Origin of the sequence: Exiguobacterium sp. s63, from assembly GCF_018617335.1 — a bacterium.
Classification (GTDB): Bacteria; Bacillota; Bacilli; order Exiguobacteriales; family Exiguobacteriaceae; genus Exiguobacterium.
In genome coordinates, this window is the sequence record NZ_JACSKB010000005.1 from 101,142 (window position 1) to 116,142 (window position 15,001).

The 15,001-nt window shown below is 43.7% G+C and carries 12 protein-coding genes and 2 riboswitches; of the genes, 7 read left to right on the forward strand and 5 right to left on the reverse strand.

Going from position 1 to position 15,001, the window contains the following annotated elements; all coding sequences use genetic code 11:
• Positions 1–165: 165 nt before the first annotated feature.
• Together KNO90_RS13795 and KNO90_RS13800 are read right to left on the reverse strand one after the other, a co-directional pair.
• Complete coding sequence (locus tag KNO90_RS13795; protein ID WP_214742908.1) at positions 166–468, reverse strand: hypothetical protein; 303 nt, start codon at positions 466–468, stop codon at positions 166–168.
• Positions 469–534: 66 nt separating this feature from the next.
• Positions 535–1,212, reverse strand: a complete 678-nt coding sequence (locus tag KNO90_RS13800) for a hypothetical protein (protein ID WP_215113871.1) — start codon at positions 1,210–1,212, stop codon at positions 535–537.
• Positions 1,213–1,476: 264 nt separating this feature from the next.
• Between KNO90_RS13800 and KNO90_RS13805 the strand changes: the two genes are divergently transcribed.
• Positions 1,477–2,742, forward strand: a complete 1,266-nt coding sequence (locus KNO90_RS13805; RefSeq protein WP_214742906.1) for a tetratricopeptide repeat protein — start codon at positions 1,477–1,479, stop codon at positions 2,740–2,742.
• 48 nt (positions 2,743–2,790) lie between these two features.
• Here KNO90_RS13805 and KNO90_RS13810 read toward each other — a convergent pair whose 3' ends face one another.
• Together KNO90_RS13810 and KNO90_RS13815 are read right to left on the reverse strand one after the other, a co-directional pair.
• Entirely contained in the window at positions 2,791–3,108 is a 318-nt protein-coding gene (locus KNO90_RS13810) for a hypothetical protein (protein ID WP_214742905.1), read from the reverse strand.
• 195 nt (positions 3,109–3,303) lie between these two features.
• A complete protein-coding gene (locus KNO90_RS13815) occupies positions 3,304–5,145 on the reverse strand; it encodes an ATP-binding protein (RefSeq protein ID WP_215113872.1) in 1,842 nt (613 codons plus the stop codon).
• 236 nt (positions 5,146–5,381) lie between these two features.
• Here KNO90_RS13815 and KNO90_RS13820 point away from each other — a divergent pair, with 236 nt between their 5' ends.
• The 6 genes from KNO90_RS13820 to KNO90_RS13845 all read left to right on the forward strand — a co-directional run bounded on the left by KNO90_RS13820 (position 5,382) and on the right by KNO90_RS13845 (position 13,735).
• A complete protein-coding gene (locus KNO90_RS13820) occupies positions 5,382–5,987 on the forward strand; it encodes a flavin reductase family protein (RefSeq protein ID WP_214742903.1) in 606 nt (201 codons plus the stop codon).
• Between the two features lie 171 nt (positions 5,988–6,158).
• A complete protein-coding gene (locus KNO90_RS13825) occupies positions 6,159–7,109 on the forward strand; it encodes an AAA family ATPase (RefSeq protein WP_214742902.1) in 951 nt (316 codons plus the stop codon).
• Positions 7,106–8,176 carry a DUF58 domain-containing protein gene (locus KNO90_RS13830; RefSeq protein WP_214742901.1) on the forward strand — a complete coding sequence of 357 codons (1,071 nt, stop codon included), beginning with the start codon at positions 7,106–7,108 and terminating at the stop codon, positions 8,174–8,176. Before KNO90_RS13825 ends, KNO90_RS13830 begins: the two co-directional genes overlap by 4 nt.
• Complete coding sequence (locus KNO90_RS13835) at positions 8,173–10,272, forward strand: transglutaminase domain-containing protein (protein ID WP_214742900.1); 2,100 nt, start codon at positions 8,173–8,175, stop codon at positions 10,270–10,272. The genes KNO90_RS13830 and KNO90_RS13835 overlap by 4 nt, the downstream gene beginning before the upstream one ends.
• A 41-nt stretch (positions 10,273–10,313) precedes the next feature.
• A riboswitch (purine riboswitch) is annotated at positions 10,314–10,414 on the forward strand.
• Positions 10,415–10,526: 112 nt separating this feature from the next.
• Positions 10,527–12,050 (forward strand): glutamine-hydrolyzing GMP synthase, encoded by a 1,524-nt coding sequence (gene guaA, locus KNO90_RS13840; protein WP_251127488.1) that lies wholly within the window; start codon positions 10,527–10,529, stop codon positions 12,048–12,050.
• Between the two features lie 133 nt (positions 12,051–12,183).
• Positions 12,184–12,285: riboswitch (purine riboswitch) on the forward strand.
• Positions 12,286–12,373: 88 nt separating this feature from the next.
• On the forward strand, positions 12,374–13,735 hold the full coding sequence (locus tag KNO90_RS13845; RefSeq protein WP_251127485.1) for an NCS2 family permease: 1,362 nt from the start codon (positions 12,374–12,376) through the stop codon (positions 13,733–13,735).
• Positions 13,736–13,758: 23 nt separating this feature from the next.
• On the opposite strand, the gene KNO90_RS13850 is transcribed toward KNO90_RS13845, so the two are convergent.
• Complete coding sequence (locus KNO90_RS13850; protein ID WP_215113873.1) at positions 13,759–14,604, reverse strand: VanW family protein; 846 nt, start codon at positions 14,602–14,604, stop codon at positions 13,759–13,761.
• Between the last annotated feature and the right edge of the window lie 397 nt (positions 14,605–15,001).

Below are 15,001 nucleotides of genomic sequence, written 5' to 3' on the forward strand. Positions count from 1 at the left end.
TCCTTTATTCATTAAACTAGCGACAAGGGCGGCATATGAGAGTGCATCTAAGTTGTCCCTGTTCATTATATAAGTAAAAAGGAAAAAATGGAGGGAAATATATAATTCATTTATCTTTTTTTCAAAAACAAAAAAAGACGCACGAGGCGTCTTTTTAAAAATGGGTTATACAATGCGGGGCATATCATCAACAAATAGCTTAATTGGTTCGTCTACTTTAACGATGCGAGGCATATCATCGACGAATAGTTTGGTAGGCTCATCTACTTTAACAATGCGAGGCATATCATCAACAAATAGTTTGATAGGTTCATTCACTTTGACGATACGAGGCATATCATCAACCTGAAGTTTGACGGGCTCATTTATTTTGACGATACGAGGCATATCGTCAACTAATGGTCTGACAGAACTTCCTAAAAGTAAAACTGCTGTAGCGATAAATAATACTCCTGTTACTTTCTTCATTAATAAAACCTCCATCATATAGTGAATTTATGTGTTCAATACGTAAATCATTTACCAATGGCTTGTTTATTCTTTAGTGTTTAATGAATCATACAAGCAATAAAGCGTTTCGGATTGTTGATGAATTTTTGTTTCAATATCGCCTGAGTATGAATCGGGTGTGTCTGCTGGAAAAATAGTCACCTTTCCAGATTCATTCTCTAAAGCGGTTGCTAAAATTGACACACCTACTTGTTGACTTAATAATGTGCTACAGAAAGAATGAGACATTTTATCTGATTCGCCCAGTAAACTTGGCTTCCAGCAAACAGATGTCTCCGGAAGGATATATAGAATATGTCCTTCTTCTAGCAAGGTAATGCATTGATTTGTGACAAATTCAGGATTTTGTTCTACATTAATATATTCATAATCAAGCAAGTGCTTTTCATATGCGGTTTTGGTACTTCGTTTCAAAATAGAAAGAGAGAGCTCAGGACCTAGAATGTAAAGTTTTTTAAAAGAATGGCTCTGCTGTAACGATCTAGCGATAAGTCTTGGTAAGGATTGATAGTAATCAATTTGAAAAGCGTTTACAATGAAACCTTTAGGAGAACATAACAACTGAGTTAGGTGTTCCAAGCCTACAAAATTCTTATAATCTTCAGATGTGTATTTTGTATTTAAGGTTGGAGCTTGCTTTGACTTGAAATAAATTTTAGGCTTAATGTAGTCTTCAGCAAGTAAGAAACTTAGTTTTCCCATTTGTCATTTCCACCCCCGTGTTTACGATAAAAAATGAAAGTACGATTTAGTAAAAATTAACTAGGTAATTTGTAGAAGTTCTTTTTACTAGTTCAATATTATCATGTCATCATTTATAAAAGGGGATGATTCAGTTGGGAAACTTCCTTCAAAAAGTGCCTATTTAGACAGATTATTTGAGGTTAGTTTCCTATATGCGTGACAAAAAGACTAATTTTTTTTAAAAAAATCGACCATTTTAGTTCGAAGGGGCTACTGCTTGATATGGAATATAATTTTGGGAACTTGATAAAAGTAGAACGTATGCGGAAAAATATGAAGCAGTCTGTGCTTGCAAGAGGAATTTGTTCGATTTCATATTTAAGTAAAATTGAAAATAATCAAACGACACCTAGTGATGAAGTTTTAGAATTGATTTTTGACAGACTGGAATTAGATGTTCCGCTTTACTACGATTTTAGTGAAAAAATCGATCAAACGAAGAAGGAGATACGAGATACTTTGAAGGAAGCATTGTTATCTCGGCAAGAAGAGAAGTATTTTAAACGAATTGAAAAGTTTCAAACAAATCCTGTCGTCCTACAATCAAAAGAGTTGTATATTACGTTGTTAATCACATTGGCTCGATTCGGAATCACGCCAGGTGGCAATGTTCAATATTTAATTGAAGTGGGTTGGATTAAAGATCAACTATCGAGTGATGATCGTTTGCGATACGATTTGATACAGTGTATTTATATGTTCTTATATCAGTCTGCTGATCGCGAAACAACCGTTAATTTGTTAGAAAAAGTAGGGAAAGACATGATGAATTCAGGTCTTCCTGATTGGGAAAAAGCAGATATGCGTTATGTAATGGGTGCGTTGTATCATCGATTCACAGATTATTCGCAAGCAATTGATTATGTAAAGCCGGCACTTGAATATTTTCAAGAGAATTTTTGCCTTGAACGAATCATCGAATCACACATGATTATTGGTTTATCATTCAAACGACGAAAACGATACACAATTGCATTAGAACATTATGAAAAAGCAGCCAAAGTAGCGGATAAAGCGAATTTAAACGATTACTATGGAATGCTTTATAACAACATGGGAGATATCTATTTTTTAATTGGTGACCAAGAAAAAGCTCAAAAATATTTTCTTGATAGCTTCAACGTTAAAGAAGGAGCGAAAAGTAAACTCTATAGTGTCATGTCTTTACTTGAAGTGAGTGTCGCTCAAAATAATGTTGAAGGTATTATGGAGTGGTTAGAGGTTGGTTATGAACTAAAAGGGAGTAAAGATGAATTAATTGAGTTCGACTATCATTTCGATATTTATGTAAGTAAGTATAAAAAGTTTAATCAAAATGAATTGATCAACAGTTTGAAAAGAGCAGTGGATTATTTCGAAGCTTATGATGAATACTACACACATAAATATGCACTATGGTTATCTAGAGAATTAAGGAACACAGGGAAATACAAACTTGCAACGGAATATTATGAAAAAACGATCTCAATGATGTCTCGTTGGGAGTAAATAAAAAAGAACTCGAGATAAGTGAAGGAACTTAAATCGAGTTCTTTTTTATGGTGTCGTAAAATAGTGCACAGTCCAGACGTGCTCTTGAGTCAGGCGTTCATCTTCTATATGACCGTTCAGGACTTGCTGCAATAAATGAATCAAGTGTTTTTGAAGATTTCCATCGTGTGAGCCGCTGTGCAAAATTTCTTCCTCGCTCGCTATGATGTAAAATCCCCCAAGCCGTAATGGAATATGTTTTCGAATCAAAGAAGCGGCGGCCTGAAACTTTGCTTGTTCGCCTATTTGAGGAACGTCAATCTCAAAACGTCCCCATTGATTAAAATCTCCAATTTCTGAAAAGGGTGGGTCACGATAATCCAATGGCAAGACCTCCGATCCTAGCATCTCTTTATATTCAGTATATCTTGTTTTCAGTTTAATACGCGCAAAAATAAATGAATAGGTATATCCCCATTGTTTCAGATAAATCGCTCTCTTTCCTTTCTATATTTTGTAAAGTGATTCCTGCTTACCTTGTTAAAAAGAGTCAAAAATAACACGGTCGTGAAGACCGTGTTATTGCATGATGTGTTCTTTCGAAGTTGGCAGTTCACAGATGAATGTACTTCCTTCCCCGTAAACGGACTCTACATGGAGTTGTCCATCATGTGCTTTGGCAATCTCTTTACAAATGGCGAGACCGAGACCGGTTCCTCCGATTTTTCGGCGGTCTGAATTATCGACGCGATAAAATTTACCGAAAAGGTGTGGGAGCGAGGCGCTTGGGATTCCCATACCATGGTCTCTCACTTTCATGACGACTTCTTCATCTACGCGCTCGAGCGATACAAGGATATTCCCACCATCCGGCGAATATTTAATGGCATTGCTCAATAGGTTGCCAAGCAATTGCCGCATCCCTTCTAAATCTGCATCAATGGTGAAATCTTGTTCAGAATCAGCATCGATGAATAACTCGTGTTGGTCGGTCGTTTCTTGATAAAAGGTAACGCTATCGGACACGAGTTGATACAAATCGACAGGTTCCCATTCGAATGTTTGTTTTCCTGACTCCATTTTTTGTAGATCCAAGAAATCATTGACGAGATAAGACAGTCGTTTCGCCTCGTCATGAATCGTTTTTAAATAGAGCTCTCGTCGATTTTCTTTCAAATCACGCGACAGCATGAGCTCGGTAAATCCATAGATAGACGAAAGGGGTGTTCGGAGTTCGTGAGAAACGGTCGATACGAGTTCGGATTTCATACGATCTACTTCCGTCTCGGCTGTGACGTCACGTAAGACGAGCATCGTTCCGCGAAGTCGACGGTCACGATAGACGCTTTCCGCATAGAGCTGGATGAAGCAGTCTCCTTGGTCAATCGAAATGGTGAGTCCGTCTTCCGGTGTGTCTTGTGCGAAAACACGTTCGAAGTAACGAACGAATTGCTCTTGTTGATCGACCCGCTCTGCTAGCTGTTCGATATTGATGTCGATGGCTGATAGTTCTTCATATCCTTTGTAATCAAAGTGAAGGTCATCAAACATACGGATGAAGGCGCGGTTACCTACAATCGTGTCGTCCTCATAGTTGACGTATAAAATCGCCTCACGCACCGAGTTAATCAATTGTGCGGTCTCTTTTCGATCCTGTTTCATCTGACGATAAAGCTGCATCCGAAGAAGCGAGATGGCAAGTTGACTCGCGAACGCGTTCAACTCTGACTTTTCACTTGCATCATACTGCTCATCGTAACGAGCCAAATACAAACAACCGATGAGACTATTGTCTGACGGGTCCATAATCGGAATGACCGTTTCATAGATATAATACGGATACGTGTGTAACGCATCGACGACGCGTTTAGAAGTTGCTGCAGGTAATTTTGAAATCATCACTCGTTTTAACAAGAGTGACTCCTTCTTTAAACTTTCTTGTTGGTCTTCTGTCATCTCCTTTGGTACGACTGATGTGATTTCACCGTCTTTCGTGAGGAGAAGGGCGCCAAATTCAGATTTTGTGAGTAAGACAATTTTTTCAATCACAGAAGAGTAGTCGAAGAGTGATTCTTTCGAAGCTAACACTTCAATCAACTCATTTCGGTGTTGAAGATTCATTTCATTTAGCTTTGATTCATTTAATACATATTCAAGTTTTTCTTTCTTCGCTTTCAGTCTGCTGTTCTGGTTTGCCATCCGATTGATGAGCGGACGACCAATCAATAAAATGGCGCTGATGAACATGACTAGTCCAATCATCCAAATCCATCGGAGGGCCGTGAGCTCGGCAGTTGAGACATTCCCATCTCTCACGAACCAAGCTCCAATCAAGGTCAAAACGAGACTGAATCCACATACACTATATAAAATACTGAGTATTTGACGACTGTTCAGTTGTTCAATCCACTTGCTGATCATTCTTTCTACTTCCTTCCTTGAACATAAAAAACCGATCGGCTACCTCTTCCTTGCCCTGCATTTTATGAAAAGGGGAAAGGAAAATGAAACAATTTGCTTATGCGATGTGCCAATATGACACATAAAGCGATTTACCCGTATTTGCTAAAATATATACGTGTCAATCTTCTCGACGTTGACATTATTCATGAAAGATATTATCTTGAATTTAAGATAAAAATGAGGAGTGTGAGTACATGTTATCCATCGAACCGTCGGCTTTGACCGAACGTGATACGTATAAATTTTTGATTGGGAGCATTGTACCAAGGCCGATTGCCTTCGTGACGACACAACATGGCGACGTGATTAATGCAGCCCCGTTCAGTTATTTTAATGTAGTGGCTTCGAACCCACCGCTCGTCTCCATCTCCGTCCAACGAAAAAATGGTGTGATGAAAGACACTGCACGAAACGCGTTGCATACGAATGAGTTGGTGATTCATGTGGTGGATGAGACAAACGTTCTTGACGTGAATGAGACCGCTGCGAATTTGGCAGAAGATGAGAGTGAATTAGCACGAACGAACTTCACGCTTCAACCGAGTGACGTGATTGCGACACCCGGGATTAAAGAAGCGAAGATCCGATTCGAGTGCGTGCTTCATCACCATTTACCAATCGAACACGATGGAGAAGTGACTGCAGATTTACTGATTGCGCGGATCGTGCGTTTTCATATCGATCGGGAATTATATGTGCATGGACGTATCGATGCGAAACGGTTGGCTCCAGTCAGTCGGATGGCTGGTAACAGCTATGCGACACTCGGTGAACTTTTCGATGTGAAACGTCCGGAATAATCGATAAACGTGTCCGTTCTTTCTAAAGAATGGACACGTTTTTTGGGTAAAGAAAGAGGGAGCGTATTTGTGTGCGGTATTTCTTTCATTCCGCTACTCGCTTATGTCACAATAAAGTCAGAACATTCTAACTTTCAGTCATCCTAGATCAGAGAAAAAGGGGAGTCCGTCATGTACCGTCCAACTGTCCAATCGATTATCACCGCTATTGAAACCGTCATTGTCGGAAAAGAAGAAGTCATCGCCAAAAGTCTCACTGCCTTATTGGCAGGAGGGCATATCTTACTTGAGGATGTACCGGGTGTGGGGAAAACCATGCTCGTTCGTACGTTTAGTCGAGCCATCGACTTAGATTTTAAACGTATTCAATTTACCCCTGACATGTTGCCATCTGACTTGACTGGGATTTCGATGTATAACCAAAAAACGAGAGAGTTTGAATATCGTCCTGGTCCACTCATGGGGAATATCATCTTGGCAGATGAAATCAACCGGACTTCACCAAAGACACAGTCGGCATTATTAGAAGCGATGGCTGAGCGAAGTGTGACAGTGGACGGAGAGTTGAAGGTGCTACCGTCACCATTTTTCGTCATGGCGACACAGAACCCGATTGAACATGAAGGAACATACCCGTTGCCGGAAGCGCAGCTAGACCGTTTCTTACTCAAAATCGAAATGGGCTATCCAACGTTCAATGAAGAGATTGCACTCTTATCACGCTTTGAAAAAGAGGAGCCACTCGAAACACTTCATAGCGTCATCACGAAACAAGAAGTCGAACTGATGCAGCGTGAAGTAAGGGAGGTTCATGTATCGAGTGCGGTCAAACAATATATCGTACGTTTGGTACATGAGTCGCGGAAAGACCCACATACGTATTTAGGAGGAAGTCCAAGGGCTACTCTGGCATTGATGAAAGCCTCACAAGCGTGGGCCTATATTCACAATCGTGATTTTGTGTTGCCGGATGATGTCAAAGCGATGGCGACGAGTGTTCTCGGACATCGTGTCTTGTTGACGGCGGAAGCACGGTATAAAGGAAAGACGCCAAATCAATTGATTCAAGATTGGCTCGACACGTTACCTGTCCCGATGGATCGAGAGGTCAATGAAGTATGAAAAACTGGATGAAGCTGTTCGTTGTATGGGCGGCGGCATTCGGATTGTACGCATTTGCCCGAATTGAAGGTAGTATCGTCGCATCCACGTTATGGTGGTCGTTCGTCGTGCTGACCGTCTACTGGACGCTCTTCATGATTTATCCCGTGACGGCCGCAAACGTATCGCGTCGTGTGACAACGAAACGACTTGTGTCCGGTCAATCGATGGATGTCGAGTTACGAATCGAACGAAAATATCCCTTCTTGATCGGAATGGTCACATTAGAAGAACGATTGCCGCAGCGGCTAATTAATGAGCACAAAACCATAATCGTTCCGGTTGACCGTTTCTTTCGACGTGCCGAAGTCGTTCACTATGATGTCGATGCGATCAAGCGGGGGATTCATGTCTTTGACCGGACGATTCTCCACGTGCGTGATGTATTTGGTTTGTTCGACCGTAAAAGGACGTTACGGATCGAAACCGTTGTCGAAGTGTCTCCCGCAGAACTTCCTTTTGACTTACCACGGGATGAACACATCGGTGGACGTGGTGAACAATATCGTCAAACACGCACGTATACGGAAGTGGCGAATACGACGAGTGGAGTTCGAGAATATGCGGCGGGAGATCGAATCGGACGGATTGACTGGAAAGCATCCGCACGCCGGGGGAATTTGATGACAAAAACGTTTGACCAAGAACAAGAGAAGAAACTCTCTCTCGTGTTTGTCCCTGCCGCTTCGGCAGAGTATGAAGAAGCGTTCGAACGTTCCTTGTCCTTGCTTGTTGGGGCGATTCGTCAGTTAGAACGAAAAAATTTACCATTTGAGTTATACGTGATTGAAGAACAAGTGCGCTTGTTCCATCTTCCGGATCAAAGTGCAGAGGTTGGTCATTACCTGCTCACCGCAACACCGGAAGCGGAAGGGCGTCTCGTGGAGCGGGTCAAGCGGAATCTACCGCAACAGACCGGGGATATTATTTTAATCAGCCCGTTTGAAACGAACTCAATTCGTGAACTCATGCATGAGACGCAAGGAAGTTATCATCTGTATACGGCAGTAAGAGAGGTGACGGCATGAAGACATGGGTGACACGAATCCTCTATACAGCGCTCGCTGCCTATCTTTTGTCTTTCTGGATTGAGCCGATTGTCGGTAGTACGACGTTTGATTCCGATTGGCCGTTTTATTTTTTATTGATTGTGCCAATGTTCGCTAGTCTTCTGACATGGAGTGCTTTTCTTGGAATTTCTCTTTTGAACTTCTTGATCGTCCTGTACTTCTATCACGGAAGTATCGTCGACTGGTTTGGGATTTGGATGCAGGATTTGATGGGGGTGGTGAGCGGGAACTTACCGAACGAGGCCATTTTCTTTTCTGCTATGGCACTCATTGGTCTTCTATTCGCCGTACTAGTCGGAAGAACCTATCCGAGTTATGGATTTGCACTCGGCATGATTGTGTCGACACTTGGTGTCATGGCTTACTTTGACACCTGGACGCTTTATGACGGAGAACGAAACATCTTGTATGCGATCATCACATCGCTCTTGTTGTTGTTTGTCACCGATTTAGCGAAACGACCGAGTCAATCACTAGTACGGTTCGTCAGTATCGGTTTGCTTCTCAGCGTAGTTGTTGCGCTCGCAAGTGCATCCCCAACGCTCGAAGGTGATTGGTCTGACCGAATAACGACGAGTTTCCGGAATGCGACGACGGAAGGAGAGGGGAGTGGACCGGGGCGAGTCGGATACGGTGTGAACGATGAGGCGTTAGGTGGTCCGTTTGAACAGGACGATGGAATTGTCTTTATCGCACGAGGGGTTCCGGCCCGTTATTGGCGCATCGAGTCCAAAGCCATCTACACAGGAAAAGGGTGGGTCGAGGCACCGGTGTTGGACTCTAATTATAATCGCGGACAGTTAGTTGACTCGGATGTGGATACGACCCCTGAACAGGCGCTGTTACGTTTTGATCGCCGCCAGACTTTTGTGCCATACGGTGGTGAATATCCGCAAGCGACAGAAACAGAATCAGGAACCGAATTCCGTGTCGGTGATATCGAGCAGGCATTCCCGAATGAAACGATCACGATGCAACCTTCCGGGAAAATTGTCTTTGAAAATGAGGGGCAGGCGACACCTCGAACGATTCAACTTCGATACAGTGTTCCTGCATTTTCTGAAGAACAGCTCGCATTAAATGAAGAAGTGAGCTCCCTCACAGATGAGGAAAAGCAAGTCTATTTACAACTTCCGGACGCATTACCAGATCGGGTACGTGACTTGGCAACGGAAATCACGGCGGACAGTGAAACGCCGAATGAAAAAGCAAATGCCGTGGAAGCATATTTCCGAAACGGAGAATTTCAATACGACACGGAAAATGTTGCCCAACCAGAAGGGGATACAGATTACGTCGACCAATTCCTATTCGATACACAAATCGGATATTGTGATAACTTCTCCACATCTGCTGCCGTGTTGCTACGGGCAAACGGGATTCCGACACGCTGGGTGAAAGGATTTACGATGGGGGATGCACGTGGAGTCGTTCAAGGTGAAGAAGAATACACGATTCGAAATCGCCACGCTCACTCATGGGTCGAATATTTCATAGAGGGTGCGGGTTGGGTACCATTAGAGGCAACGATCAGTTTCTCGGATGCTAACTTACTTCAAATGGAGCGGGAGACGGATACGGAAGATAACACGCCAGCTACGAACGACCCGCAAGCAAATTCGGATGGCAACACGCAAAACCGTCTTCAAGAAGATTTGTTGATTGATGACGTCACAACAGGCGATGTCCAGGAAGAAAGTCGGAGTATCCCAGTATGGGGCTGGATCGTCATTCTTTTCCTTGTGGCGATTCTGATTTGGAATCGGAAGGTGATTGAACGGCAAGTCATGTATGTATGGTGGATGAGTCGCCCGCTCACGGATGGAAGTCTCGTCTCGATGCATCGATACTTGATGAAGCGACTGCGCGCAAACGGATTTAAAATCGATGGTCGGACGCCTTCGGAACTTGCCAAAGAAGTGGACGCCTATTATGAAACAAATGACATGACCCGCTTAACAGCTCTGTTTGAACAAGCAGTGTATGCGGAACAAGAGCCGAATTCAAAATATAAAGAATATTGGAAAATCATGATTCGTCGAATTATGAGTTGAAGTGACGGGGTGCATCAAGTAAGATAGACGCATTAGTTAGATAATTGAACATGGCATTCCTTCGTATATACTCGTGAATTGGCGCGAGAGTCTCTACCGGACCACCGTAAATGGACCGACTATGAAGGAGCACGTTTCGTATACAAAGAAAAGGGCGTGCTTCTTCTTCGGTTTGGGTGAATCTGGGGGAGAGGCGCGTCCTTTTTTTGAGGAGAAGGCAGAAAGGTGGAGATTTCGTGAAGGTAGAACAAGAAATGATTTTGGTGCTTGATTTTGGTGGTCAGTATAACCAGTTGATCACACGTCGTGTCCGTGACCTTGGCGTATACAGTGAGTTGCATTCACATAAGATGACGGCAGCGGAGATTCGCGAATTGAACCCGATCGGCATCATCTTCTCGGGTGGACCGAACAGCGTATACGCGGAAGGTGCATATCGTTGTGATCCAGAGATTTTTGAACTAGGTATTCCAATCTTCGGAATTTGCTACGGGATGCAACTCATGACACATCACTTCGGTGGTCGTGTAGAACGTGCCGCTCATCGTGAATACGGAAAAGCGACATTGTTCTCGACGCCGGAAGCATCAGCGATTTACAACGGGCTTCCAGTCGAACATACAGTATGGATGAGCCACGGTGACCTCGTCATGGAAGCACCGGAAGGATTTATCGTCGATGGGACGAACCCATCTTGCCCGGTCGCTTCAATCAAAAACGATGAGTTGAAAATGTATGGCGTCCAGTACCATCCAGAGGTTCGTCACTCGGAGTACGGAAACGACATCTTGAAAAACTTCATCTATGAAGTATGTGGTGCCAAAGGCGAATGGTCGATGGAAAACTTTATCGATCTCGAAGTGGAGAAAATTCGTGAAATCGTTGGCGACAAGCAAGTGCTCTGTGCCCTTTCAGGTGGCGTAGATTCTTCTGTCGTGGCGGCACTCGTTCATCGCGCGATTGGTGATCAATTGACTTGTATGTTCGTGGATCATGGTCTCCTTCGTAAAGGAGAAGCGGATAGCGTCATGAAGACGTTCGCAGACGGATTCAACATGAAGGTCATTAAAATTGATGCACAAGAGCGTTTCTTGACGAAATTGGCTGGTGTCTCAGACCCTGAGCAAAAACGTAAGATTATCGGAAACGAGTTTATCTACGTATTTGATGAAGAAGCATCGAAACTCGTCGATATGGACTTCCTCGCACAGGGGACGCTCTACACAGACATCATCGAGAGTGGGACAGACACAGCACAAACAATCAAATCACACCATAACGTCGGTGGATTGCCAGAAGATATGAACTTCACGTTGATCGAACCACTCAACACGCTCTTTAAAGACGAAGTCCGTGCACTCGGTACAGAGCTCGGTCTTCCTGACTATATCGTTTGGCGCCAACCGTTCCCAGGTCCAGGTCTCGGAATTCGTGTCCTCGGTGAAATCACGGAAGAGAAGTTAGAAATCGTACGTGAATCCGATGCGATTTTACGCGACGAAGTGAAGAAGGCGGGTCTTGAACGAGACATCTGGCAATACTTCACGGTGCTCACACCGATTCGCTCGGTCGGAGTCATGGGTGACGAGCGTACGTACGACTATGCAGTTGGCGTTCGTGCCGTTACATCAATTGATGGGATGACGTCTGATTGGGCGCGCATTCCATGGGATGTACTTGAGAAAATCTCTGTCCGAATTGTAAATGAAGTCAGCCACGTCAACCGTGTGCTGTATGACATTACGTCTAAGCCGCCTGCAACAATCGAATGGGAATAAGATGAACAGAGGGAAACCCCCTCTGTTTTGCTTTAAATCCGAACATTAACGATTTTTATCGATGTAAAATCCGTAAATTTAGTTGACATTCTATTTTCACGCTGATACGATAAGAACGTTCTTATTATAACCGAACAATTATAAAATATTTTGCCGTATAATGTCGGGGATATGGCCCGAGAGTCTCTACGAAATCACCTTAAATGATTTCACTACGGCGAGACATAGATGAGGGTGTATACCCTCGTATGTTTCGCGTGGGGTCCTCGGTCATTTGCCGGGGGCCTTTTCTCGTTTTACGGCGAGTACAAGGAGGAAAACAAATGAGCACACAGCTCAAGCAAGAACAGCAACAACCATCAACAACGAGTCGGATCGATCGTTACTTCCAACTCACGGCACTCGGCACGAGTGTTCGCACGGAACTGATCGCGGGATTCACAACATTCCTCGCAATGGCGTACATTCTGTTCGTTAACCCGAACATCCTTGGGGCAGCGGGTATGGATACAGGGGCGGTCTTCGTGGCGACAGGTCTTGTCGCAGTGGTCGGTTCATTGACGATGGGACTTCTCGCGAACTACCCAATTGCGATTGCGCCGGGCATGGGCCTCAACGCGTTCTTCGCATATAGTGTCGTCATTGGGATGGGTGTACCGTGGCAAACGGCTTTATCGGGTGTACTCGTATCAGGTCTCTTCTTTATCGTATTGACGCTCTCAGGAATTCGCGAAACGATTGTCAACGCGATTCCAGCTCCGCTCAAAATGGCGGTTGCTGCAGGGATTGGTTTCTTCATCGCGTTCATCGGTTTGAAAAACGCAGGCATCGTTGTTGCGAACGAAGCGACACTCGTCAGTCTTGGTTCACTTGGAACGGGTACGACATTACTTGCGGTATTTGGTCTTGTGGTTAGCGCCTTGCTCATGGCGCGAGACGTAAAAGGTGGTATTTTCATCGGGATGCTGTTGACTGCAATCGTCGGGATGATTTTCGGTCTCGTGCCGACTCCGACAGCAATCTCAGACGTTGTATCCATGCCACCGAGTATGTCGTCAACGTTCGGTCAAGCATTCATCAACTTCGGTGATGTCTTCACGCTTCAAATGCTCGTTGTAATCTTGACGTTCTTCTTCATCGATTTCTTTGATACAGCGGGAACGCTCGTCGCGGTAGCGCGTCAAGCAGGAATTATGAAAGAAAACAAAGTGCCACGTGCAAGTAAAGCGTTGTTAGCTGACTCGACTGCAACGGTGGCAGGTGCAATCTTCGGAACATCTACAGCGACTTCATATGTTGAGTCATCAGCAGGTGTCGCTGCTGGTGGACGCACAGGGTTGACTGCCGTCTTCGCAGGATTGTTCTTCGGGTTAGCGTTGTTCTTCTCGCCATTATTGGCAGTCGTGACGGCGCCAGTCACAGCGCCTGCACTCATCATCGTTGGAGTGCTCATGGCTTCGGCCCTTCTTGATATCGATTGGAAAAAGATTGAGATTGCAGTTCCTGCATTCTTGACGATTATCATGATGCCATTGACGTCATCAATCGCAACGGGAATTGGGCTTGGGTTTATCCTTTACCCACTCATGATGATTGCGAAAGGGAAGACGAAAGAAATTCATCCAATCATGTATGGAATGCTAGTCATCTTCTTGGCATACTTCATGTTCTTGCCACACGCATAAGTTCATTTGAAAAGCCGGCTCTTTTATGATGAGTCGGCTTTTTTGTATGCAGTATTTTCAGGAAGGAATGGGTCGTACATCGTGATCGCATGATTTTCTGTGATGAACTCGTTTCGAAGATGTATACCATTCATTGAAGTGACTTCTCTAAAAATCTGGTTATGTCGAATCGTCCCGCCCCACCATTCGCGAGTGAAGTGATGATTTTCTTCATATATACGATACTGTTCTTTATTTGGGATGTTCGAACGCCACTCACCGACTAAATGATCTCCTTCTATATATAGAAGAAGTTGATACGTTTGTGACGTTTGGTTTGTAATTTGTAAGTCGAGATAATTGTAAGAACACGTCGCACCACTCCCGAAAGGTTGATCCCGTCGGTAATCTGGGAACACATCGTAGCTGTGACGATAACGTTCGGTTACGGTCAATGGGCTATGTAAGGTGATCCAATAGATTAGATTGGACAGCTGGCATAGACCACCACCGATTCCTGAAGTGACTTTTCCGTAATGAAGAATCATTCCGTCGACGTATCCTTTACGTTTCGTCGGCTTACCGATCATCTTCCAATAAGAGAGGACATCGTTTGGAGTTAAAATAGAGCCGTTCAGTTTTGCGATGGCGATCTTCAGATTTGTTACCTTGTTATGCTGAACTTCCATGTCGACATCTCGGAGTTGGCGATATAGAGGAGTGCGGTGTGTATGGATCAGATATGGCATCGGGTCAGGATTTCGTTTTGAAACATATTTTCGTTTATCCGTCATCCATTCAAGTCGTCTCTTTAACGTATATACTTGGGTACCGGACCGTATTCTGAGCGGTGAACGTTTCTTAGGACGCTGTAGATCAGATTTCATCATGAAGGGCTCCTTATAGGTTTATAGTCGTTATTAGATATAGGTGTATTCTTTATAGTGATTTATTCTTCCTTCAAGAAGTTGGGGTTTGAACTTTGGATGATGCGAAAAAAAGAATTAAAAGTTTTTTTAGAATAATGCTTGCAAGATTAAAATGCAGGTGATATAGTTATCTCTGTTGCCAGCGACAAACGTTGAATAAACAAAAAAGTTGTTGACATCAAAAAGAATTAAATGTTATTATCATTTAGTCGCCAAGAGCGGCAGACGAACTTTGAAAACTGAACGATGAGGCAAAAATAAGTTTTACCATTTTTGAATGAAGCGCAAGCTTCGTCAATTTAAGAGCTATATCAAATTCTTTGGAGAGTTTGATCCTGGCTCAGGACGAACGCTGGCG